This is a genomic window from Streptomyces herbicida (assembly GCF_032656585.1).
GTDB classification, from domain to species: Bacteria; Actinomycetota; Actinomycetes; order Streptomycetales; family Streptomycetaceae; genus Streptomyces; species Streptomyces herbicida.
The window spans coordinates 454,844-475,236 of the sequence record NZ_JAUYWJ010000001.1 but is presented as its reverse complement, the minus strand read 5'-3'; the positions used below and the strand labels follow the sequence as shown (position 1 = coordinate 475,236).

Below are 20,393 nucleotides of genomic sequence, written 5' to 3'. Positions count from 1 at the left end.
CCCTCACCGGATTCAACCAGGTTCGAGGGACGGCGCGCAGAGGCCGGTCAGGGGGCCGTGCGGGACGAGGAGGAGGGAGTGGGAGCGGAGGTGGTGTCGGGGACGGGTGCGGCGAGCATGCCGGGGCCGGTGACCTCGGGGGCCGAGGACCACGAGGTCAGGGCGACCGGCGGGGTCGTGCCGAGTGGATGTATCAACGGGGACATGGCGGCCGCGCCGGCCACGACGGGCGCGGTCAGCTTGTGCATGGTGTCCTGGCCCTGCCCGGCGGCGGGGGACGGCACCCCGGGCACGAGAGGCGCGGACATCGAGGTCGGTACCACGGGAGTCTCCCCGAGCAGCGTGCCCTGGGCGAGCAATGGTCCGACCGAACGGCGGCGCTGGGTGTCGGGCGCCGACGCGGGTCCGCCGCCCTGGGTGCGGGCCGGGGTGACATTGCTGCCGCTGCCGGAGCCACCGCGGGCGTCCGCCGCCGTGTCGCCCGGGATGCCCGTGGTCACGCCGCCCAGCGCGACCGCGGCCAGGGACACCGCCCCGGCCGCGACGAACGCGAACCGCAGCCCGCGCGAGGCGGACCGGTCGGCGTCGGGGCGGCCGACGGGGTGGATGCGGAAGCCGCGGTCGGCGGCGGAGGGTGCGGGGTGGGTGGCGGGGACGTAGCCGAACTCGAACCGGTCGGGGCGTCTCACTCCGAAGACCCCGGTGTCGGAGGTGCGCCCGGACAGGCCCGTGCCGCCCAGCGGCGACCCGCTGTCGTCATCGTCGCCGCCCGCGGGGAGTCCCTGGAGACGGGCCAGGAAGCTCTCGGACGGCGGCGGCGGGGCAGCCTCCGCGAAAACGTTCTTCAGCCGGCGCTGGGCGTCCGCCTCCGCCTTGCACTTGGCGCAAGTGGCCAGGTGGGCCAGGACGCGGTCGCGCGACTCATGACCGAGTTCCCCGTCCACGAGGGCGGAGAGCCGGTCTCCCAGGTGCTGCTCTGCGAGGCGTGCCTCGGCAGGTTTGGGCCGTGATCCACTCACGCGGGCGCGCCCCCTCCCCCCAGTGCGGGCACGCGGGCCACGAACGAGCGCCGCTCGGCGGCCCGGGCCTCCGGGGAGCGGTGGGCGAGGGCCTTGCGCAGCTGTGAGCGGCCGCGGTGGATCCGGGAGCGGACCGTGCCCAGCTTCACGCCGAGGGTCGCGGCGATCTCCTCGTACGACAGTCCTTCGATGTCGCACAGGACGACCGCGGCGCGGAACTCGGGCGCGAGGGTGTCGAGGGCCTGCTGGACGTCCGCGTCGAAGTGGGCGTCGTTGAACACCTGCTGCGGGGTCGGCTCCTTGCTGGGCAGACGCTCTGCCGCGTCCTCGCCCAGGGAGTCGAAGCGGATGCGCTGCTTGCGCCGGACCATGTCCAGGAACAGGTTCGTGGTGATGCGGTGCAGCCAGCCCTCGAAGGTGCCCGGCGTGTAGGTCGACAGGGAGCGGAAGACACGGACGAAGACCTCCTGGGTGAGGTCCTCGGCGTCGTGCTGGTTGCCCGTGAGGCGGTAGGCCAGACGGTAGACCCGGCCGCTGTGCGTGCTGACGATCTCCTCCCACGTGGGCGGAGTCCATGCCTGAGCGTCCGCGTCGGTGGAGAACGTCGCGGTCTGGGCAAGGCCGGCGGCGGAACCAGCGGCTTGGCTGGGGTCAGCAGCGGTGTCGTTCACGGATTTCGGCCTGCCTGCTGATCCGAGAAAGCGCCGTAGCACTCCTCCCCGATCCACGGGCTCAGCCGCACCTCCCCTGTCGGCTCTGGTGGTGTCCAGTGGAGCCCCTACCATAGCCACCTCGCCCGTTAGCTCCGGATAAGCGGTTTTACGAGAATTTGATCTGGGCTGATACGGCTCATACGGCTGCGTCAGCACTTGCTCGGCGTCCTGAACCATCCCTTACCCCCCGTCGGGTCCCCCCACCACTCGCTCATCCCTTTAAACGCCCGGTCCCATCTGCGGGTTCCCGGGGGCAACGGATACAGTCACGCCCAGGCAACCACGGGGACAGGAGAGGGTCATTACCGGCAACCGGCAGACGAGCTGGGCGTTCGCCGACGCCTTTGTCGCCGAGGACGACGCGCTTCGCTGGGCCCGTGATCGGGCCCGGGAGGCGGGCCTGCGCTCGGTGGCGCCCGGCACGGGCGCCGCGCTGCGGTTGCTCGCCGCCACCGTGGACGCCAAGGCGGTCGCGGAGATCGGCACCGGCTGCGGGGTGTCGGGGATCCATCTGCTGCACGGCATGCGGCCGGACGGCGTGCTGACCACCGTGGACCCCGAGCCGGAGCACCAGCAGTTCGCCCGGCAGGCCTTCCGCGCCTGCGGCTTCGCCAGCAACCGGGCCCGCTTCATTCCGGGCCGCGCCCTGGACGTACTGCCCCGGCTCGCGGACGCCGGCTACGACCTCGTCTTCTGCGACGGCGACCGCCTGGAGTACCTCGACTACCTCGCTGAATCGTTGCGGCTGCTGCGGCCGGGTGGTGTGGTGGTCTTCGAGGGCGTCTTCGGCAACGGCCGGACGGTGGACTCGGGGCCGCAGCCCACGGAGGTGCTGCGGCTGCGCGAGCTGCTGCGGACGGTGCGGGAGAGCCAGGAACTGGTGCCCTCGCTGCTGCCGGTGGGCGACGGCCTGCTGTGCGCCGTCAAGCGCTGACCGCGCGCCCGACGGTATGTGCGGTTGAGGGACGTACGCCCGGGAAAGGAACCGCCCCGGCACCGCTTATGGCGCCGGGGCAGCTGAAAGGGTGTGGTCGCTTGCGCGTCAGACGACGACCTTCTTGAGGGCGTCGCCGAGCGCCTCGGCCTCGTCAGGGGTCAGCTCGACGACGAGCCGACCGCCGCCTTCGAGCGGAACGCGCATGACGATGCCCCGCCCCTCCTTGGTCACCTCGAGCGGGCCATCGCCCGTCCGCGGCTTCATGGCCGCCATGCTCGTTCCCCTTCCTGAAACCAGCTCATCGTCTGCCGACGGCCCTGGAGGGCACGCGCCATCCGTGTGGGACACGCGACACCGGCATCGAACACATTGCTTCCAAGCCATTATCCCGCATCTCAGGACCCGATGACCAACATCAGTCGGCATCGCTTGGGCAACGCGCGCGAGCAAAACCACTCAATTCGGCGATGTGACTGCGATACTGCGCCACCGCACGGACATCTGCCGACGAAAACCGTGGCGGATTTCTTTGACGCAGGTCACACGTCGGGTCCGGCCGGTGGACGGTGTTCTCCGCCATGCTGTCCTTCAGACATCGGCGTACCGAGCGGTACGTCAGAGCCGCCACAGCAGAGGGGATGCGCCATGGCCGACACCGTGCTCTACGAGGTGACCGACGGGCTCGCGACGATCACGCTGAACCGCCCCGAGGCGATGAACGCGCTGAACATCGCGGCCAAGGTCGCCCTGAGGGACGCGGCACAGGAGGCGGCGGGCGACGGGTCTGTGCGGGCGATCCTGCTCACCGCAGCCGGGGACCGGGCGTTCTGCGTGGGCCAGGACCTCAAGGAGCACATCGGGCTGCTGGCGGCCGACCGCGAGACGGGGGCCGGGCAGACGATGACCACGGTGAAGGAGCACTACAACCCGATCGTGCGGGCCCTCGCGGGGGCCGCGAAGCCGGTGGTCGCGGCGGTGAACGGGGTCGCGGCCGGGGCGGGCTTCGGCTTCGCGCTGGCGGCGGACTACCGGGTGGTGGCGGACACCGCGGCCTTCAACACGTCGTTCGCCGGGGTGGCGCTGACCGCCGACTCCGGGATCTCCTGGACGCTGCCGCGGGTCGTGGGCGCCGCGCGCGCCGCGGACCTGCTGCTCTTCCCGCGCAACATCAGCGCGCAGGACGCGTACGAGCTCGGCATCGCCAACCGGCTCGTGCCGGCCGCCGAGCTGCGGACCGAGGCCGAGGAGGTCGCCCGGAAACTGGCCGACGGGCCGACGGTGGCCTACGCGGCGCTCAAGGCGTCGGTCGCCTTCGGGCTCACGCACTCCCTGGACGAGACGCTGGACAAGGAGGACGAGCTGCAGACCCGTGCGGGCAGGTCCGAGGACCACGCCATCGCGGTGCAGGCGTTCGTGAACAAGGAGAAGCCGAAGTATCTGGGCCGGTGACGGACGGCGGCCGGCCGAGACGGGCGGGTGCCGGGGGCCGCAGTCCGCGGACCCCCGCCTCCGCCTGAGCGGCAACGGCCTCGCCCTCAACCGCCGGACGAGCTGTTCCGGCTTGCGCAGCTTTCCAGGTGGTCGTTGACCAGTCCGCACGCCTGCATCAGCGCGTACGCCGTCGTCGGGCCTATGAAGCGCAGGCCCCGCTTCTTGAGGGCCTTGGACAGGGCCGTGGACTCAGGGGTGACCGCGGGGATGTCGGAGAGGGACTTCGGAGCCGGGCGGTCGGCCGGGTCGGGGGCGTGGGACCAGATCAGGCTGTCCAGCTCACCCGGGGACCACTGCGCGAGCACGCGCGCGTTGGCGAGGGTGGCGTCGACCTTGGCGCGATTGCGGATGATGCCGGGGTCCACCAGGAGGCGTTCGCGGTCGTCGTCCGTGAAGACCGCGACCTTCTCGATCCTGAAGTCGGCGAAGGCGGCCCGGAAGCCGGGGCGGCGGCGCAGGATCGTGATCCACGACAGGCCCGACTGGAAGGCCTCCAGACTGAGGCGCTCGTAGAGGGCGTCGTCGCCGTGGACGGGGCGGCCCCACTCCTCGTCGTGGTACGTCACATAGTCGTCGGTGGACAGCGCCCAGGGGCAGCGCAGCGCGCCGTCGGGGCCGGCCACGGCGGTGCCGTCGCTCACCGCTGGTCCTCCTGCGCGGGCTTGTCCAGCCGGACGTGCGCGGCGGCCTGGGCACCGGCGAGCGCGGACTCCAGGTCGGCGATTCGGGCGTCCCGCTCGGCGAGTTCGGCGCCGAGGCGGCCGAGGGCGTCGTCCACGTCCGCCATGCGGTAGCCGCGGGGGGCGAGCGGGAAGCGGAGGCTCTCCACGTCCGCGCGGCCGACGGGGCGGTCCGGGGGCAGCGAGTCTTCGAGGCGCTCGGGCGCGACCTCGGGCAGGGGGCCGGTGGCGCCCTCGCCGCCGCCCACCACGGCGAGTGTCACCGCGGCGACCACGACGGCGAGCGCGACGACCAGGAACAAGAACATAACCATCGCTGGGTCCCCACGCTCTGTAGTACTCGGTCTCGAAAGTCTCTCGCTCCGATCGTGCCATGCGAGTCTGACAGTTAGGGTCACAGGCGGGCGCGGGGCGGGACACGAGCAGGACTCACTGGAAGAGGTCACAGGCGATGCTCAGGCTGGGCAGGCGGGAATTCGAGCCGCACGAGCCGGTGATCATGGCGATCGTGAACCGGACCCCCGACTCCTTCTACGACCAGGGGGCGACCTTCCGTGACGAGCCGGCGCTCGCGCGCGTGGAGCAGGCGGTGGCCGAAGGAGCCGCGATCATCGACATCGGCGGAGTGAAAGCCGGGCCCGGGGACGAGGTGACCGCCGAGGAGGAGGCGCGGCGGACGGTCGGCTTCGTGGCCGAGGTACGGCGGCGGTTCCCCGACGTGATCATCAGTGTGGACACCTGGCGGGCCGAGGTCGGGGAGGCCGTGTGCGAGGCCGGGGCGGACCTGCTGAACGACGCCTGGGGCGGGGTCGATCCGGGGCTGGCTCAGGTCGCGGCGCGGTACGGGGTGGGGCTGGTGTGCACGCATGCGGGCGGCGCGGAGCCGCGGACCCGGCCGCACCGGGTGACGTACGACGACGTCGTGGCCGACATTCTCCGGGTGACCGTGGGCCTGGCCGAACGTGCGGTGGCGCTGGGCGTGCCCCGTGAGTCGGTGATGATCGATCCCGGTCACGACTTCGGGAAGAACACGCGGCACAGTCTCGAGGCGACCCGGCGGCTGGACGAGATGGTGGCCACGGGGTGGCCGGTGCTGGTGTCGCTGTCCAACAAGGACTTCGTCGGGGAGACGTTGGACCGTCCCGTGAAGGAGCGGGTGTTGGGGACCCTGGCGACGACCGCGGTGTCCGCGTGGCTCGGGGCTCAGGTGTACCGGGTGCACGAGGTGGCCGAGACGAAGCAGGTCCTGGACATGGTGGCGTCGATCGCGGGCCACCGCCCGCCGGCGGTCGCGCGCAGGGGGTTGGCGTAGGCGCTCCCCGCCCGGGCTGACGCCCCACTGCCGCTCACTCGAGCGCGCGCCCGATGTGTTCGATGTGAAGGGTCCGCGCCTCCGGGTCGACGCGGTACGGGATGCGCCAAGGGCCGCGGTGGAGACGGCGGTGGTGGGTACCCCAGGCCCTGGAACCTTCAGGCCGGGGGTCCTCGGCGAGTTGGTCGGTCGCCTGAAGGAGGGTGTCCACTCCCTGGGGGTCGTCCTTGAGGAAACCGGTGGCTTCGTCGAGCGCCACCGGCTCCCACTGGACCTCCCAGGTCACTCCGTACTCCTCCCCGCGGCTTCGAGGAGTATCCGCCGAGCCTCGGCATGGGGGACAGGGACTTCGGTGCGCCCCATAGCGCGGTCACGCTCGAGGCGGGCCAGTGCCAGAGCATCCTCGAGGTCTTCGAGTTCCGCCGGAGAGACGAGCACGGCGGTCGGGATGCCACGGTCTGTCAAGGTGATGTGCTCATGCTGGGCAGCCCGGCGGGCAAGCTCGCCGAGCTTGCCCCTCGCCTCAGCGATGGGATACGTAGCAGACATTAATCTACTGTACACCCAGATTACACTTCACCTCGAGCCCGCACCTAACGCGCCGCCTCCTTCGACACCAGTGCCACCGCCTCCTCCACGTCGTCCGTGACGTGGAAGAGGAGCAGGTCCTTCTCGGAGGCCTTGCCCTGGGTGATCACGGTGCTTCTCAGCCAGGTGACCAGTCCGCCCCAGTACTCGCTGCCGAAGAGGACGATGGGGAAGCGCGTGACCTTCTGGGTCTGCACGAGGGTGAGGGCCTCGAAGAGTTCGTCCAGGGTGCCGAGGCCGCCGGGAAGCACCACGAAGCCCTGCGCGTACTTCACGAACATCATCTTCCGGACGAAGAAGTACCGGAAGTTGAGGCCGATGTCGACATAGGGGTTGAGGCCCTGCTCGAAGGGCAGCTCGATGCCGAGGCCGACCGAGGTGCCGCCCGCCTCGCAGGCGCCCTTGTTGGCCGCCTCCATCGCGCCGGGACCGCCACCGGTGATCACCGCCCAGCCGGCCTCCACCAGCCCGCGGCCGAGCCGCACACCGGCGTCGTACTCCGACGAGTCCACCGGAGTGCGCGCCGAGCCGAACACGCTGATCGCGGGCGGGAGTTCGGCCAGGGTGCCGAAGCCCTCGATGAACTCCGACTGGATCCGCAGGACCCGCCAGGGGTCCGTGTGGACCCAGTCGGACGGGCCGCCCGCGTCCAGCAGGCGCTGGTCCGTCGTGCTCGCGGTGACCTGACCCCGCCGCCGGAGGACCGGCCCCAGGCGCTGCTCCTCCGGTGGCTGCTTCTTGCCCTCGGGGTTGCCAGTAGCCATGTGCGCTCCCTCCGCGTGCAGGTGTTTCCACGCCAGAGTAGATCCAGCCGGGTTACGCACGGGGGACGTGAGCATGTCCGCAATGAAGCGCCGGGCCCACGCCCTTCGTACGCCTCAGCTCGTCAGCCACGCTCGCAGGCGCTCTTCACCCGCCAGGATCTTGGCGATTTCGACCCTTTCGTCCCTCTTGTGCGCCAAGTGAGGGTTTCCGGGACCGTAGTTGACCGCCGGGATGCCCAGGGCGGAGAAACGGGAGACGTCCGTCCAGCCGTACTTCGGCTGCGGGGTGCCCCCGACCGCCTCGATGAAGGCCGCCGCGGCCGGGTGGGACAGTCCGGGCAGCGCCCCGCCGCTGTGGTCGTCCACCACGAACTCCTCCACGCCGCAGTCCGCGAAGACCTCGTGCACGTGCGCGATCGCCTCCTCCTCGGAGCGGTCCGGGGCATAGCGGAAGTTGACCGCCACCACGCACTCGTCGGGGATGACGTTGCCCGCCACCCCGCCGGAGACGCGCACCGCGTTCAGGCCCTCGCGGTACTCCAGGCCGTCGATCACCGGGTAGCGCGGTTCGTAGGACGCCAGACGGGCCAGGATCGGGGCCGCCGCGTGGATCGCGTTGGAGCCCATCCAGCCGCGAGCCGAGTGGGCCCGCTCGCCCTTCGTCCTCAGCAGCACCCGCAGGGTGCCCTGGCAGCCGCCCTCGACCTGGCCGTCGGAGGGCTCCAGCAGCACCGCGAAGTCGCCCGCCAGCCAGTCGGGGTGCGCCTCGGCCACGTGCTTGAGGCCGTTCAGGTCGGCGGCGACCTCCTCGTTGTCGTAGAAGACGAAGGTCAGGTCGCGGTTCGGGGCGGGGACGGTGGCCGCGATGCGCAGCTGGACGGCCACGCCGGACTTCATGTCGCAGGTGCCGCAGCCCCACAGGACGCCGTCCGCGTCGAGGCGCGAGGGGACGTTGTCGGCGATCGGGACCGTGTCGATGTGGCCGGCCAGGATCACCCGCTGCGCCCGGCCCAGCTGCGTCCTGGCGACGACGTTGTTGCCGTACCGGTCGACGGTCAGATGCGGCAGGGCACGCAGGGCGGCCTCGATCGCGTCGGCGAGGGGCTTCTCCGTGCCGCTCTCCGAGGGGAAGTCGACCAGCTGCGCGGTGAGCGCGGCGGCATCCAGCGTGAGGTCAAGCGTGTCGGCCATGGTGACGACCCTAACGCTCCCCCGGCCCGACCGGACCGCACCGACGCCCCACCCGCCGCCCGGGCCCAGGAGGCCTCCAGTACCTTGTACGGGTGCCAGAGCCGTCCCCCACTACTCCCAAGCGTCGTGGCCGCCTCTTCCGCTTCGGCGCGGCCTTCGTCGTCCTGCTGGCCGTCGCGGGCTATCTCGTGGTGCAGTACGTCACGGGTGGCACGGGAGCCCCGGGCTGCAAGGTGATCTCGGCCGAAGGCGGCGAGACCCCGTACGAGTTCACGCCCGAGCAGGCGGTGAACGCGGCGACGATCGCCGCCGTCGGTACCGGGCGCGGCATGCCCGAGCGTGCCGTGACCATCGCGCTGGCGACCTCGCTGCAGGAGTCGGGGCTGCGCAACATCGAGCACGGCGACCGGGACTCGCTGGGCCTGTTCCAGCAGCGGCCCTCGCAGGGCTGGGGCACCGAGAAGCAGATCATGGACCCGGCCTACTCGGCGGGCATCTTCTACGAGCACCTGGCCAAGGTGCCCGACTACACGGAACTCCCGCTCACGGTGGCCGCGCAGCGGGTACAGCGCAGCGGCTTCCCGGAGGCGTACGCCAAGCACGAGCCGGACGCCAAGCTGCTCGCCGCGGCCCTGACCGGGCAGTCGGCGGCCACGCTGACCTGCCAGGGACGCCCCGCGACGGGCACCTCCGCCGAGGCGGCGGCGACCGGTCCGGACGCCGTACGGGCCGCGCTGGTACGGGACTTCGGGCGCGACGCGCTCCAGGTGGCCGGCGCCGAGGTGAGCACTGCGGCCCCGGCCGATCCGTCCCCGACCATGACCACCCAGGCGCACGGCAGGACCGTGACCGTGCCGGTGCCCGACGGCTCGAAGTCCGACCGGACCGGGCGGACCGAGCGGGAGCGCGGCTGGCAGCTGGCCCACTGGGCGGTGGCCAACTCCTCGGCGCTGCACATCGCACGGGTCTCGTACGCGGGGCGGGTGTGGTCCGCCGGGAGCACGGACAGCCAGTGGCGCGCGGCCGGTACGACGGGGACCGCGGGTGCGGAGAAGTCGGCGGGGTCCGTTCGGATCGTGACCGGGCAGTAGTACGGGGGTTCACTCGCGGGGGTCACCCGGCGGGTGGTGCCGCGGCGGTGTGCGCAGGTTTTCGTGCGGTCACTCTCCTGGTCGCAAAGGCCCTTGGAAACAAAGGGCCGTAAGGATTCTGCGAAGCCGTACGGCGGGTGACTTTTGCCCGTTTTTATCCACAACAGATAATGCGATGCGTTGCCAACTCTTTACCTTTGGGCTCCGCAACCTTCGTGGGCTTCGAGCGGTAGTCACTGCGTCCGAGCCCGGAGATCAACTGCCGGACACGGTCGGACACTTCAACGTTCTCTCCCGTCGAATGGAGCATCATGTCCCTCCCCCTGACCCGCCGGATCGCCCGTGCCGCGCTGCTCGTCGCAGCGGGAGCGGCCGCCGGGGTCGGTGCGGCCGGCTCCGCGAGCGCTGCCGCCGATCTGCCGGCCACCCCGAACCTCGGCGGCCTGACCGCCCTGGACGGGTCGCAGGTCGGCAACACGGCCGACGGTGCCACGCAGCACGTCACCGGTCTCGCGGGCGACGCGGGCGGCCAGGCGGTCAAGCAGGCGGTGCCGGCCGCGGGCAAGACCGGCGGCAAGGCCGTGAAGAAGGTGGCGCCCGCCGCACAGAAGGCCGCGGGAAGGGCGGCCGGATCCGCCGGGGACGTCCTCGGCGCCACGGCCGGGACCGCGACCAAGGGCGGGCTGCCCACGGACTCCCTCACCAAGGGCGGGCTGCCGACGTCCACGCTGCCGGTGAGCAGCCTGCCGCTCGGCTAGGCACGTCGGCGTCGACGGCGCGAAGGGGCCCAGGGAGACTTCCCTGGGCCCCTTCGCGCCGTGCTTTCCGGGCCGAGCTAGCTCGCCAGCCGCGCCACCGCGGCCGCCACGCGCTCGTCCGTCGCCGTCAGGGCCACGCGGACGAACTTCTCGCCCGCCGTGCCGTAGAAGTCGCCGGGGGCGACCAGGATGCCCCGCTCGGCCAGCCGGGCCACCGTGTCCCAGCAGGACTCGTCCCGGGTGGCCCACAGGTACAGGCTGGCCTCGCTGTGCTCGATGCGGAAGCCGTGGGCCAGCAGGGCGTCGCGCAGGGCCGTGCGGCGGGCGGCGTAGCGTTCGCGCTGCTCGCGGACGTGGGTGTCGTCGGACAGGGCCGCGACGACCGCCGCCTGCGTGGGCGCCGAGGTCATCATTCCGCCGTGCTTGCGGATCTCCAGGAGGGGGCCCAGGACGGCCGGGTCGCCGGCCAGGAAGGCCGCGCGGTAGCCCGCCAGGTTGGACCGCTTGGAGAGCGAGTGGACCGAGACGATGCCCTCGTAAGAGCCGCCGTTGACGTCCGGGTGCAGGACCGAGACCGGGTCGGCCTCCCAGCCCAGCTCGATGTAGCACTCGTCGGAGAACAGCAGGACGCCGTGTTCGCGGGCCCAGGCGACGATCCGGGTGAGCTCGTCCTTGCCCAGCACCCGGCCCGTGGGGTTGGACGGCGAGTTCAGCCAGAGGAGCTTCAGGTTCGTGGGGTCGAGCTCGGCCGGGTCGTCGTAGACCTCGTACTCGGCGCGGGCCAGGCGGGCGCCGACCTCGTAGGTCGGGTAGGCCAGACGGGGGTACGCGACCCGGTCGCCGGGGCCGAGGCCCAGCTGGGTGGGGAGCCAGGCCACCAGTTCCTTGGAGCCGACGATCGGCAGGACATGGCGGTGGGTGACCTCCCGGGCGCCCAGGCGGCGCTCCAGCCAGCCCGTGATCGCGTCGCGCAGTGCCGGCGTGCCCCAGACGGTCGGGTAGCCCGGTGAGTCGGCGGCGGCGATCAGGGCCTTCTGGATCAGCTCGGGGACCGGGTCGACCGGGGTGCCGACGGACAGGTCGACGATGCCCTCCGGGTGGGCCGCGGCCGTCTTCTTGTACGGCTCCAGCTTGTCCCAGGGAAAGGTGGGCAGACGGTCGGAGACTGCGGACACGATGTTCTGGCTCACTTTCGTCGGTACGGCAAACGCCTCGGTCCCGTACGGCGGTGATCAAGGCGATCGGGCCGTACGGGACCGAGGCGGCGCGCTGCGGGCTGCTCGGCCGCCTGCGGATTACTCGGCCTGCGGCGGCAGCGCGGCGATGAGGGGGTGGTCGCGCTCGATCAGGCCCAGCTTGCTGGCGCCACCGGGAGAGCCGAGCTCGTCGAAGAACTCGACGTTGGCCTTGTAGTAGTCCTTCCACTCCTCCGGAGTGTCGTCCTCGTAGAAGATCGCCTCGACCGGGCAGACCGGCTCACAGGCACCACAGTCGACGCATTCGTCCGGGTGGATGTACAAGGACCGCTGGCCCTCGTAGATGCAGTCGACCGGGCACTCTTCGATGCACGCCTTGTCCTTCACGTCGACACAAGGCTGCGCGATGACGTAGGTCACGCTGTCGTTCCTCCTCGATTGGGCGCTGGCGGGCCTCCGTAGGCTCCGCCGCCTGGCGCGCGGGAGCGCGGCGTCGTCGATGCCCGCCCCTAGTATCTCCGTTCTTGGGCATGATCCGAACAGGAGGGGTGAACCGACCTGTGGAAATCTCTGCCGCCGGGCGACTCGAGGTCCGTATCACCGCTGCTGACGTGGGTAAACGAGTCTCCGTACGGCGCTTGAGCGAACCTGGAACACGGGGTGAGAAGTTCACCGACACGGTGGGTGTTCTCACATCATGGGACAAGGGTGTGCTGCTGATCACCCGCAAGAACGGGGAGGCCGTCCGGATTCTGGAATCCTCGCTGGTCGCGGGCAAAGTCGTACCGGCCGCCCCGGCGCGTCGGCGGGGCCCCGCCGCCTCCTACGAGGAGCTCGCGCATGTCGTCTCGCGGGCCTGGCGGCCGGTGGAGAGCGAGCGGCTGGGCGAGTGGGAGCTGCGGGCCGCAGTGCAGGAGGTTCCGCGCGATGGGGGTCCCCCCAGGCGTTCAGCTCTGGGGGAGCGTCCGTGGGGGGCGGTGGCCGGGCGACGGGTGGGCTTCACGCGGCGGGCCAACAGCGTGCTGCCGCTCGGCGACCCCGGCCTTCCGCTCGACGCGGCGCTGGAGGCCGTACGACGCTGGTACGGCGAGCGCGGCCTGCCCGCGTACATCCAGACCGCGACCGGCGCCGAGGGCACGCAGGAACTGCTGTGCGCGGAGCTGGAGCGGCGCGGCTGGGTGCGCGAGGTGACCGCCGAACTGTGGATCGGCGCACTGGCGCCGGTGGCCGACCGGGAAGAGGGTGCCCAGGTGGTGCTGTCCCGGCAGGCGGACGAGACTTGGCTGGCCCGGTATCGGCGCAAGGGGGTGAGCGAGGTGGCCCTGAAGGTGCTGGGCAGTGGGCCGTCGGTGTGGTTCGCGACCGTCCCGGGTGAGGGCGGGGGTGCTCCGGCCGCGATCGGACGGTGTGTCGTGGACGGACGGTGGGCCGGCTTCGCGGCTGTCGAAGTGGCCCCTGAGCAGCGCAGACGCGGCCTGGGCAGCGCCGTGATGGCCGCGCTCGCCCGCCAGGCCCTGGCCGAGGGTGCCTCGGCCGCCTGGCTGCAGGTCGAGGAGAACAACGAGGCGGCTCGAGCGCTGTACGCCGAAATGGGCTTCGCGGCGCATCACGCGTATCACCACTACCGCGAGCCGGGTGCCTCCGGCGCCGGCCGGTAATACGGATCACCGCCGGTTGGTGGTACGGATCACCGTGAAAGGGCACGAGCCTGCTATGCGTCCCCCTTACCCCCCATCGCCGGAGCGGTCGGCCGAGCTGCGGCACCGGTTCGCCGAGGAGGCCCGGTCCGAGCGGCCCGACCTCTCGGCGCTGTGTCTGCTGCTCGGCGCGGAGGCGGACGGCTCGCTGGACGAGGCGGGCATGGACGCCGCGCAGATGGAGCTGGACCGGCTGGCGGGACAGCTGCCGTTCCGGCCCGGCGGGCCCCTGGCCTGGGCGACGGCGCTGCACCACCTGCTCGGCGTCCGCTGCGAATTCCGCGGCTCGGCCGCGGACTACCACCGTCTGGAGTCCTCGCTGCTGCACGAGGTGCTGCGGCGGCGGCGCGGGCTGCCGATCCTGCTGTCGGTGGTGTGGATGGAGGTGGCGCGACGGGCGGGCGCCCCGGTGTACGGGGTCGCGCTGCCGGGACACTTCGTGGTCGGGTTCGGGGCGGCCGAGGAGCAGGTGCTCGCCGATCCCTTCGACGGGGGCCGGGTGCTCACGGGGACGGACGCCGAGCTGCTCGTCGTCGGGGCGACGGGGGCTCCGCTGGATCCGGGCATGCTGGTACCCGCGGATCCGCTGGAGGTCGTCCTGCGGATCCTGAACAACATCCGGGCGTGGGCCGCGGCCCGGCCGGAGCGGTCGGACGTGGCGCTGTGGGCGGTGGAGCTGTCCCTGCTGCTGCCTTCGCATCCGGCGCGGTTGCGGTACGAGCGGGCGCAACTCCTCGTACAGCGGGGCGAGTTCCTCGCCGGGGCGGCGGAGCTGGAGGCGTACGCCGAGGTGGTGGCCGAGGTGGACGAACCGACCGCGCAGCGGGTACGGCGTCAGGCGCACACGGCGCGGTCCATGCTCAACTAGGGGGTGCCGTTTGGATCATCCCGGCGTCGCGGGGTCTGGCACGCACTCCCCCAAGCTCTCGACTGCGCTCGAGCAGGGGCCCCCATGACCCCGCTCGGGTCCGCGAACCCGCACCGTCCGTCATAGCCGGCCTGATCCAAACGACACCCCCCAGGACCTGTCCCGGCGGGCTACAGCCAGCCCTTCTCCCGCGCTGTCCGTACCGCCTCCGCCCTGTTCCGCACAGCCAGCTTCTGGATCGCCGTCGAGAGGTAGTTGCGGACCGTGCCCTGGGACAGGTGCAGGGCGGCCGCCAGTTCGGCGTTGGTGGAGCCGTCGGCCGCGGCGCGCAGGACCTCGCGTTCGCGGTCGGTGAGGGGGTTGGCGCCCTCGGCCAGAGCGGCCGCGGCGAGCGTGGGATCGATGACCCGCTCGCCGGCCAGCACCTTGCGGACGGCCTCGGCGAGTTGGGCGGCCGGGGCGTCCTTGACCAGGAAGGCGTCGGCGCCCGCTTCCATGGCGCTGCGCAGATAGCCGGGGCGGCCGAAGGTGGTGAGCACGACCAGCTTGACCGCGGGAAGTTCCTTGTGGAGCCGGGCCGCGGCCTCGATGCCCGTGCAGCCGGGCATCTCGATGTCGAGCAGGGCGACGTCCACACCGTGCTGCCGGGCGGCCGCCAGCACCTCGTCGCCGCGCGAGACCTGGGCGACGACCTCGATGTCGTCCTCGAGGCCGAGCAGGGCTGCCAGCGCCTCGCGGACCATCGACTGGTCCTCGGCGAGGAGAACCTTGATCGTGCTGCTCATGCCCCGGATACTACGTCCACCCCGGTGGCCGTGGGCACACGGGCGACCAGCCGGAACCCATGCCTGACCCGGCCCGCCTCGAGCGTGCCGCCGACCTTCTCCAGCCGCTCGGTCAGACCGGTCAAGCCATTGCCGGGCCCCTTGCCCGAGCCTCCCGATCCGTCGTCCTCGACGGAGAGTTCGAGGACGAGGCCGTCCAGGGTCTGGCGTCTGAGGAGCTCCACCGTGCAGCGTCCGGCGCCGCTGTGCCGTACGACGTTGGTGACCGCCTCGCGCAGCGCCCAGGCGAGAGCGGACTCGCCGTCCTCGGGCACGCCGTTCAGGGCCGGCTCGGCGGGCACCTCGGCGGTGACCCCGGCGGCGGTCAGGGCGACCTGGGCACCGGCGAGTTCGGCGGCCAGCCGGGGGCGCCGGTAGCCGGTGACGGCCTCGCGCACGTCGACCAGGGCCTGGCGGCTGACCTGTTCGATGTCGGCGACCTGCTGCGCCGCCTTGTCGGGGTGGTCGGGGAGCATCCGCCCGGCCAGTTCGCTCTTCAGCGTGATGAGGGAGAGCGAGTGGCCGAGCAGGTCGTGCAGGTCCCGGGCCAGGCGCAGCCGCTCCTCGTTGGCGGCCAGTTGGGCGACGGTGGCGCGGGCCTTGCGCAACTCGATGGTGGTACGGACGAGTTGGACGACGCCGGTCATGGCGAACCCGATAAGGATCACCAGGATCAGCAGGTCCAGGGCGTGCTGCTCGCCGACGTGCAGGCCGACCAGCAGCAGCACGCCCGCCGTCCCCGGGATCGCCCAGCAGGCGGCCCGCAGGGGGAGGGTCGCCCCGCAGGCGACGGAGACGTAGCAGTACAGGGCGAGCCAGGGCGCGCCGAGCATGAAGGACAGCAGGGTCGCGAGGACGCCGAGGACGGCGATCAGGACGCCGACCCGCCCCGGGGTGGCCGGGCTGCCCATGTCCCGGAAGACCAGGGTCAGATAGACCCCGACGAAGACCGCCAGGCCCAGCCACCCGCCCACGGTGCCCGTGGTGGTGTGCTTCCCGGAGACGAGGTCGTGGACCGGGGCGCTGAGGAAGACCAGCCAGACGCCGATCCACAGCATCTTGCGCAGGAACAGGTCGCGCCGGCTGCGGGGGGACTGTCCCAGGGGGATCAGCTGCTCCCGGCGGGCTTCCTCGGTCAGCGGGTCTTCCGTCATGGCGCTCACGCCTTCAGCGTGTCCTTCCGGTACAGCCAGGCCGCGCCTCCCGCGAAGAGGACGAAGAAGACGGCGAGGATGGCGATGTCCTGGGCGTGCGGGGTCTGGCTCTGCTCGATCGACCGCCCCAGGGCAGCGTACGCGTGCGTGGGCAGCCACTTGGCGATGTCCTGGAGCCACTGCGGGAAGGTCGTGGTGGGCATCCACAGACCGCCGAGCATCGAGAGGCCGAAGTAGGTGATCATCGTGATCGGGCGGACCGCGTCCCCGCTGGCGAGGTAGCCGATGGCGACGCCGAGCGCGGCGAAGACCAGGCTGCCGGCCCAGATGGCGCCGGTGAGGGCGAGCCACTGCCAGGCGTCCAGCCGGACGTCCTTCACGGCCGCGGCGACGACGAAGACGATGACGATGGAGGGAAGGCTGACGACGGCCGCGCTCGCGGTCTTGGCGAGGACGTATCCGCGCCCCGGCAGGGTGGTCAGCCGCAGCTGCCGTACCCAGCCGCTCTCGCGCTCCTTGGCGATGCGCTCGCTGTTGCCCATCAGGACGGCGGTCAGGGCGCCGAAGGAGGCCATGGAGACCATCATGTACGTCGGCAGGGTGAGCCCGGTGCCGTCGATCTTGGTCTTGCTGTCGGCGTTGCCCGCGATGAGCAGAAACAGCGCGGAGGGGTAGATCACCGAGAAGAACAGGAACTTGCGGTTGCGCAGGGCGCGGGCGAGTTCCAGCTTGATGAGTGAGTTCACGACTGCTTGGCCTCCTCGGCCTCCGTGATGGCGACGAACGCCTGCTCCAGGCCGAGCCCGGCGACTTCGAGATTGCGGGGGTAGACACCGAGGCCGTACAGGGCGTGGACCGTGGCGTCGGCGTCGGTGGACTGGATGCGGACGGTCTGGCCGGAGACGCTGACCGAGGCCAGGAAGGGCAGCCCGCGCAGGGCCGACTCGTCGATCTCGCCCTCCAGGTCGAAGGAGACCCTGCGGGCACCCGCCTTGGCCTTGATCTCGGCGGCGGTGCCGTCGGCGAGGAGCCGGCCGCGATGCAGGACGAGGACGCGGTCCGCGATGGCGTCGGCCTCTTCGAGGTAGTGGGTGGCGAAGAGGACCGTACGGCCCTGGTCGGCCTGTTCGCGCATGGTGGCCCAGAAGGCCTGGCGGGCGGAGACGTCCATGCCGGTGGTCGGCTCGTCCAGGACGATCAGGTCGCTGTCGCCGGCGGTGGCGAGGGCGAAGCGGACGCGCTGGGCCTGGCCGCCGGAGAGCTTGTTGACCTTGCGGTCGGCGATCTGGGAGATGCCGGCGCGGGCCAGTACATCGGTGACCTTGTACGGCCTCGGGTGCAGAGCGCAGGCGAGCCTGACCAGTTCGGTGACCGTGACCTCGTCCATCAGGCCGCCGCTCTGCAGCATGGCGCCGACCCGCCCGGCGACGATCGCCTCCCGCGGGCTCGTGCCGAAGACGCTCACCGTGCCGCCGTCGGCCTGCTTGAGGCCGAGCAGCAGATCGAGGGTGGTGGACTTGCCGGCGCCGTTAGGACCGAGGAGGGCGACGGTCTCCCCCGGGTGCAGCGTGAGCGACAGCCCGTCCACCGCCCGCACGTTCCCGTAGGTCTTGCTCACCTGGTCGAACCCGACCACCGGGGCGCCGGTGGTCACCGCTGTCGTTGTCATGGCGACCATGGTGGCCGTGGGGGCCGGGTGCCGGGCAGTGTCGGGGGTCCTGAGTGCCGGATGACAGATGTCATACCGACGCCGTGACATGCGGGAGGGGCGCCCGGTGAACACCGGACGCCCCTCTTCGGGCCGGACTAGTTCGGGGTGGTGTCGATGACCGCGATCCGGTTGGTCCTGCTCGTCAGTGCCTGGCGGAGGGCGCCGTACACGTCCTGGGGCGTGACGGCCGTCTTCTTGCCGTTGGCCCGGGTGATGAGCACCCCGTCGAACGCCTGACCGTACAGCTGCTTCAGGGCATTCAGGTCCGGGGAGTCGGTGAGCTTGCCGTCGGGTGTCGCCTGCACCCGGAGGAACTTCCACAGCGAGTTCTGCGGGCTCATCGGGACCGAGTGCGCGGCGTCCGTCTGCACGGTGACCTTGGCGGACATCGCCGGCTCCGCGAACGCCTTCATCTCGCGGTCGACCTCGGCGTTGGAGACCGTCGGCTGCTGGGTGGTCGTCGGCACCGTGACCGGGGTGGCCGTGCCGGCTTCCACCATCGACCGGTAGGCCTCCTCGACCGCCTGCGTCGAACCGGCGGCGTCGATGCCCTTGCCCGCCTTGCCGTAGACGGCGACGGCCTTGCCGGACTGGAACTTGATCGTGCCCTCGGTGACCGAGCCGGAGCCGCCACCGGCGTCCTTCAGGGCGACCTGGAGCTTCTCCTCGTCGACCGGCATGACCGGCTCCACGACCCGCTTCTGCCCGAAGAGGGAGCCGATCACGGAGACGGGGTTGTAGTCGCTCGTCGCGGCCGCGCTGACGGTGGCGGTGGTGTCGAACTGGAGCCCCGCCTTGTCCGGCGTGAGCGAGACCGTCTTGCCGCCCACCGACAGCTTCAGCGGCTTGTTCACCCGGTCGCCGAACGCCTCGTCCAGCTTCTTGACGGCGTCGTCGCGGGTGCCGCCGCCGATGTCCACACCGAGCACGGTGGTGCCCTTGGGCACGTCGGAGTGGTTCATCAGCAGTCCGGCGCCGTACACACCGATGCCGGCGACGACCACGAGCCCGCCGAGCAGGGCCGGCTTGCTGCGGCCCTTCTTTTTCTTGGGCCTGCTCTGCGGGACGTTCGGCGAGACCGGCTCGGGCAGCTTCGGGGGCGTGTGCGACACGGCCCCGTCGGTGGCGGCGCCCGGCCCGAACGGCGAGGCCGCCGTGGGCGGGACGACCGGGATGCCGCTGGTCACGGTGTGTCCGGAGACGTTGTCCGCCGGGGAGCCATAGCCGGGCATCCCCGGTTCGGGGGCCGGCTTCTGCGGGGTGAGGATCGCGGTGTCGTCGCTCAGACCGCCGCCGGGGCCACGGTTCGCGGCGGGACCGGCGCCGGGGGTCCGGTGGCGGGGGCCGCCGACGGTGCCGGGGCCGGTGAAGGACTCGCCGGGCGCCATGCCGAGGTCGCCGGGTCCGCCGGTGACCGGCGGCACCATCGGGCCGTCACCGGTGACCGGACCGCCGGTCGGGCCCGCGGGGCCCTGCGGTACGCCGAGGCCGTTCGGACCGCTGAAGCCGTCAGGGCCGGCCGGGCCGACGCCCTGGCCATTGGCACCGCCGAAGCCGTTCTGGCCGCCGGGGCCGCTCTCCGCGAAGTACGGCAGGTCGTCGCGGCGCGGCTCGTCGCCGCCCGAGCCGGGACGGGAGCCGTTGCCCAGCGGGCCCGCGGCCAGCGCCTCGGTCACGTCGAAGGAGCCGGTGCCGCCGCCGTGCCCGGGGGCCACGGGTCCGCCGGTGGCGCCGGGGAGCCCCGCGCCGTTCGTACCGCCGGGACGGGAGCCGCCCGGCACGCTCATGGAGCCGACCACACCGCCGGGGCGTCCGGCGCCCGGCCGCGCGGCACCGGAGGTGCCCGCGCCACCCGGACGCGCGCCCTTGGCCGCACCCGCGCCGCCGGGGGCGGCCGTGCCCGTGCCCGAAGCGGTCGCACCGGTCGCGGAACCGCCGGGGATTCCGGCGCCGTTCGTGCCGCCGCCGGCCGGACCGCCCTTGCCCGCGCCCGACTTGCGGGGCGCGAACCAGTCACTGGTCTTCTCCTCGGCCGCCACCGCGGGCTCACCGGAAGGCTCGACGCTGCCGGCGGACTTCGGGGCGGGCGCCGGCTGCGCCTCGGCGGCCGCGCCGGTGTCGTCGTCGGGGGCCTCGGTGTCCGCGACGGGCGTGCGCACGACGACCGGCGGAATGGGCCGCGATCCGGGGATGTTGATCCGGATGCGCGTCGTCAGCGTGGTCTCGGTCTTTCGCTCCTCCGGCTGCGCGGCCGAACGGTCCGCGCCCGTACCGTCGCCGGAAACCTTGGGGGTCCCGTACGGCGGCGTGCCCGAGGGGTATGCGGCTCCGCCGCGCCCGTTGGGCCCGGAGGACGGACTGTCAGTTTCACGACTCAAGGCAGGTTCTCCCGGTTGGCT

At 72.0% G+C, this 20,393-nt stretch carries 23 protein-coding genes; 7 read left to right on the top strand and 16 right to left on the bottom strand.

Going from position 1 to position 20,393, the window contains the following annotated elements; translation table 11 throughout:
- Positions 1-47: 47 nt before the first annotated feature.
- Positions 48-1,019, bottom strand: coding sequence for an anti-sigma factor family protein (locus tag Q8A52_RS02140; protein ID WP_316748147.1), 972 nt, complete (start codon positions 1,017-1,019; stop codon positions 48-50).
- Complete coding sequence (gene sigE / locus Q8A52_RS02135; RefSeq protein ID WP_316748747.1) at positions 1,016-1,732, bottom strand: RNA polymerase sigma factor SigE; 717 nt, start codon at positions 1,730-1,732, stop codon at positions 1,016-1,018. The genes Q8A52_RS02140 and sigE overlap by 4 nt, the downstream gene beginning before the upstream one ends.
- 235 nt (positions 1,733-1,967) lie before the next feature.
- Between sigE and Q8A52_RS02130 the strand changes: the two genes are divergently transcribed.
- Positions 1,968-2,666, top strand: coding sequence for an O-methyltransferase (locus Q8A52_RS02130; RefSeq protein WP_316748745.1), 699 nt, complete (start codon positions 1,968-1,970; stop codon positions 2,664-2,666).
- 108 nt (positions 2,667-2,774) lie between these two features.
- On the opposite strand, the gene Q8A52_RS02125 is transcribed toward Q8A52_RS02130, so the two are convergent.
- Positions 2,775-2,942, bottom strand: coding sequence for a DUF3117 domain-containing protein (locus Q8A52_RS02125; RefSeq protein WP_018544333.1), 168 nt, complete (start codon positions 2,940-2,942; stop codon positions 2,775-2,777).
- A 372-nt stretch (positions 2,943-3,314) separates the two neighbouring features.
- Here Q8A52_RS02125 and chcB point away from each other — a divergent pair, with 372 nt between their 5' ends.
- Positions 3,315-4,118: a 2-cyclohexenylcarbonyl CoA isomerase gene (gene chcB / locus Q8A52_RS02120; RefSeq protein ID WP_316748125.1), complete on the top strand. Its 804-nt coding sequence runs from the start codon at positions 3,315-3,317 to the stop codon at positions 4,116-4,118.
- An 86-nt stretch (positions 4,119-4,204) separates the two neighbouring features.
- Here chcB and Q8A52_RS02115 read toward each other — a convergent pair whose 3' ends face one another.
- Entirely contained in the window at positions 4,205-4,801 is a 597-nt protein-coding gene (locus tag Q8A52_RS02115; RefSeq protein ID WP_316748124.1) for a DNA-3-methyladenine glycosylase I, read from the bottom strand.
- Positions 4,798-5,154 (bottom strand): DivIVA domain-containing protein, encoded by a 357-nt coding sequence (locus Q8A52_RS02110; protein ID WP_316748122.1) that lies wholly within the window; start codon positions 5,152-5,154, stop codon positions 4,798-4,800. The genes Q8A52_RS02115 and Q8A52_RS02110 overlap by 4 nt, the downstream gene beginning before the upstream one ends.
- Before the next feature lie 137 nt (positions 5,155-5,291).
- Between Q8A52_RS02110 and folP the strand changes: the two genes are divergently transcribed.
- Positions 5,292-6,152 carry a dihydropteroate synthase gene (gene folP, locus Q8A52_RS02105; RefSeq protein WP_316748120.1) on the top strand — a complete coding sequence of 287 codons (861 nt, stop codon included), beginning with the start codon at positions 5,292-5,294 and terminating at the stop codon, positions 6,150-6,152.
- Between the two features lie 34 nt (positions 6,153-6,186).
- On the opposite strand, the gene Q8A52_RS02100 is transcribed toward folP, so the two are convergent.
- The 4 genes from Q8A52_RS02100 to dapE form a co-directional block, all read right to left on the bottom strand.
- Entirely contained in the window at positions 6,187-6,438 is a 252-nt protein-coding gene (locus Q8A52_RS02100) for a type II toxin-antitoxin system RelE family toxin (protein WP_316748118.1), read from the bottom strand.
- Positions 6,435-6,701, bottom strand: a complete 267-nt coding sequence (locus tag Q8A52_RS02095) for a type II toxin-antitoxin system prevent-host-death family antitoxin (protein ID WP_316748116.1) — start codon at positions 6,699-6,701, stop codon at positions 6,435-6,437. The genes Q8A52_RS02100 and Q8A52_RS02095 overlap by 4 nt, the downstream gene beginning before the upstream one ends.
- 44 nt (positions 6,702-6,745) lie before the next feature.
- Positions 6,746-7,504 (bottom strand): LOG family protein, encoded by a 759-nt coding sequence (locus Q8A52_RS02090; RefSeq protein ID WP_316748114.1) that lies wholly within the window; start codon positions 7,502-7,504, stop codon positions 6,746-6,748.
- Between the two features lie 114 nt (positions 7,505-7,618).
- Positions 7,619-8,695, bottom strand: a complete 1,077-nt coding sequence (gene dapE / locus Q8A52_RS02085; RefSeq protein ID WP_316748112.1) for a succinyl-diaminopimelate desuccinylase — start codon at positions 8,693-8,695, stop codon at positions 7,619-7,621.
- Positions 8,696-8,787: 92 nt separating this feature from the next.
- On the opposite strand from dapE, the gene Q8A52_RS02080 reads away from it, so the two are divergent.
- Together Q8A52_RS02080 and Q8A52_RS02075 are read left to right on the top strand one after the other, a co-directional pair.
- Positions 8,788-9,786, top strand: a complete 999-nt coding sequence (locus Q8A52_RS02080) for a heavy metal transporter (RefSeq protein ID WP_316748110.1) — start codon at positions 8,788-8,790, stop codon at positions 9,784-9,786.
- Between the two features lie 311 nt (positions 9,787-10,097).
- On the top strand, positions 10,098-10,544 hold the full coding sequence (locus Q8A52_RS02075; protein ID WP_316748108.1) for an ATP-binding protein: 447 nt from the start codon (positions 10,098-10,100) through the stop codon (positions 10,542-10,544).
- A gap of 77 nt (positions 10,545-10,621) precedes the next feature.
- On the opposite strand, the gene Q8A52_RS02070 is transcribed toward Q8A52_RS02075, so the two are convergent.
- Together Q8A52_RS02070 and fdxA are read right to left on the bottom strand one after the other, a co-directional pair.
- A complete protein-coding gene (locus Q8A52_RS02070; RefSeq protein WP_316748106.1) occupies positions 10,622-11,719 on the bottom strand; it encodes a bifunctional succinyldiaminopimelate transaminase/glutamate-prephenate aminotransferase in 1,098 nt (365 codons plus the stop codon).
- 120 nt (positions 11,720-11,839) lie between these two features.
- Complete coding sequence (fdxA, locus tag Q8A52_RS02065) at positions 11,840-12,160, bottom strand: ferredoxin (protein ID WP_263212261.1); 321 nt, start codon at positions 12,158-12,160, stop codon at positions 11,840-11,842.
- Between the two features lie 140 nt (positions 12,161-12,300).
- On the opposite strand from fdxA, the gene Q8A52_RS02060 reads away from it, so the two are divergent.
- Both Q8A52_RS02060 and Q8A52_RS02055 read left to right on the top strand, forming a co-directional pair.
- The gene (locus Q8A52_RS02060; RefSeq protein WP_316748102.1) at positions 12,301-13,398 is read left to right on the top strand and encodes a GNAT family N-acetyltransferase; all 1,098 of its coding nucleotides are present in this window, start codon (positions 12,301-12,303) and stop codon (positions 13,396-13,398) included.
- Positions 13,399-13,453: 55 nt separating this feature from the next.
- Complete coding sequence (locus Q8A52_RS02055) at positions 13,454-14,305, top strand: transglutaminase-like domain-containing protein (protein WP_316748100.1); 852 nt, start codon at positions 13,454-13,456, stop codon at positions 14,303-14,305.
- A gap of 170 nt (positions 14,306-14,475) precedes the next feature.
- Here Q8A52_RS02055 and Q8A52_RS02050 read toward each other — a convergent pair whose 3' ends face one another.
- The 5 genes from Q8A52_RS02050 to Q8A52_RS02030 form a co-directional block, all read right to left on the bottom strand.
- Positions 14,476-15,090, bottom strand: a complete 615-nt coding sequence (locus Q8A52_RS02050; protein ID WP_316748098.1) for a response regulator transcription factor — start codon at positions 15,088-15,090, stop codon at positions 14,476-14,478.
- Complete coding sequence (locus Q8A52_RS02045) at positions 15,087-16,283, bottom strand: sensor histidine kinase (protein ID WP_316748743.1); 1,197 nt, start codon at positions 16,281-16,283, stop codon at positions 15,087-15,089. The genes Q8A52_RS02050 and Q8A52_RS02045 overlap by 4 nt, the downstream gene beginning before the upstream one ends.
- 5 nt (positions 16,284-16,288) lie before the next feature.
- Entirely contained in the window at positions 16,289-17,029 is a 741-nt protein-coding gene (locus Q8A52_RS02040; protein ID WP_316748096.1) for an ABC transporter permease, read from the bottom strand.
- Positions 17,026-17,952, bottom strand: coding sequence for an ABC transporter ATP-binding protein (locus tag Q8A52_RS02035; RefSeq protein ID WP_316748095.1), 927 nt, complete (start codon positions 17,950-17,952; stop codon positions 17,026-17,028). Before Q8A52_RS02035 ends, Q8A52_RS02040 begins: the two co-directional genes overlap by 4 nt.
- Positions 17,953-18,089: 137 nt before the next feature.
- On the bottom strand, positions 18,090-20,372 hold the full coding sequence (locus tag Q8A52_RS02030) for a hypothetical protein (RefSeq protein WP_316748093.1): 2,283 nt from the start codon (positions 20,370-20,372) through the stop codon (positions 18,090-18,092).
- Between the last annotated feature and the right edge of the window lie 21 nt (positions 20,373-20,393).

Bases quoted from the DNA above. Each gene is read 5' to 3' on its own strand.
- Q8A52_RS02125 (WP_018544333.1), bottom strand. From the start codon at position 2,942: ATGGCGGCCATGAAGCCGCGGACGGGCGATGGCCCGCTCGAGGTGACC.
- chcB (WP_316748125.1), top strand. From the start codon at position 3,315: ATGGCCGACACCGTGCTCTACGAGGTGACCGACGGGCTCGCGACGATC.
- Q8A52_RS02110 (WP_316748122.1), bottom strand. From the start codon at position 5,154: ATGGTTATGTTCTTGTTCCTGGTCGTCGCGCTCGCCGTCGTGGTCGCC.
- folP (WP_316748120.1), top strand. From the start codon at position 5,292: ATGCTCAGGCTGGGCAGGCGGGAATTCGAGCCGCACGAGCCGGTGATC.
- Q8A52_RS02095 (WP_316748116.1), bottom strand. From the start codon at position 6,701: ATGTCTGCTACGTATCCCATCGCTGAGGCGAGGGGCAAGCTCGGCGAG.
- Q8A52_RS02090 (WP_316748114.1), bottom strand. From the start codon at position 7,504: ATGGCTACTGGCAACCCCGAGGGCAAGAAGCAGCCACCGGAGGAGCAG.
- dapE (WP_316748112.1), bottom strand. From the start codon at position 8,695: ATGGCCGACACGCTTGACCTCACGCTGGATGCCGCCGCGCTCACCGCG.
- Q8A52_RS02075 (WP_316748108.1), top strand. From the start codon at position 10,098: ATGTCCCTCCCCCTGACCCGCCGGATCGCCCGTGCCGCGCTGCTCGTC.
- Q8A52_RS02055 (WP_316748100.1), top strand. From the start codon at position 13,454: ATGCGTCCCCCTTACCCCCCATCGCCGGAGCGGTCGGCCGAGCTGCGG.
- Q8A52_RS02050 (WP_316748098.1), bottom strand. From the start codon at position 15,090: ATGAGCAGCACGATCAAGGTTCTCCTCGCCGAGGACCAGTCGATGGTC.
- Q8A52_RS02045 (WP_316748743.1), bottom strand. From the start codon at position 16,283: ATGACGGAAGACCCGCTGACCGAGGAAGCCCGCCGGGAGCAGCTGATC.
- Q8A52_RS02035 (WP_316748095.1), bottom strand. From the start codon at position 17,952: ATGACAACGACAGCGGTGACCACCGGCGCCCCGGTGGTCGGGTTCGAC.